Origin of the sequence: Aromatoleum toluvorans, from assembly GCF_012910905.1 — a bacterium.
GTDB lineage: Bacteria > Pseudomonadota > Gammaproteobacteria > Burkholderiales > Rhodocyclaceae > Aromatoleum > Aromatoleum toluvorans.
In genome coordinates this window covers 1-396 of record NZ_WTVN01000108.1, presented here as the reverse complement: position 1 = coordinate 396, position 396 = coordinate 1, and the positions used below count along the sequence as shown (strand labels likewise).

Sequence of the window (396 nt, the reverse complement as noted above, 5' to 3'; positions counted from 1 at the left end):
GTCTATGACAGCGTCGAGAACGACAAGATCGCGACCTGGATGAACGACGAGCGCGCGATCGTGCTCGCGATCCAGAAACAGCCCGACGCCAACACCGTCGCCGTCGTCGACGCCGTTCTCGCAAAGCTGCCGTCGCTGCGCGCCGCGATCCCGCCCTCGGTAACGATGCAGGTGATGATGGACCGCTCGGTCTCGATCCGGCAGGCGGTCAGCGACGTCGAGGAGACCCTGCTGATCGCGATCGGGCTCGTCATCCTGGTGATTTTCCTGTTTCTGCGCTCGGCGTCGGCGACTTTCATTCCGGCGCTCGCGGTGCCGATCTCGCTGTTCGGCACCTGCGCTGCGATGTACGCGCTGGATTACTCCATCAACAACATGACGCTGCTGGCGCTGACG

General features: G+C 63.6%; 1 protein-coding gene. It reads left to right on the top strand.

What is annotated here, in order from left to right; all coding sequences use genetic code 11:
* A partial coding sequence (locus GPA22_RS22530) for an efflux RND transporter permease subunit (protein WP_211169316.1) occupies positions 1-396 on the top strand: 396 nt, incomplete at both ends.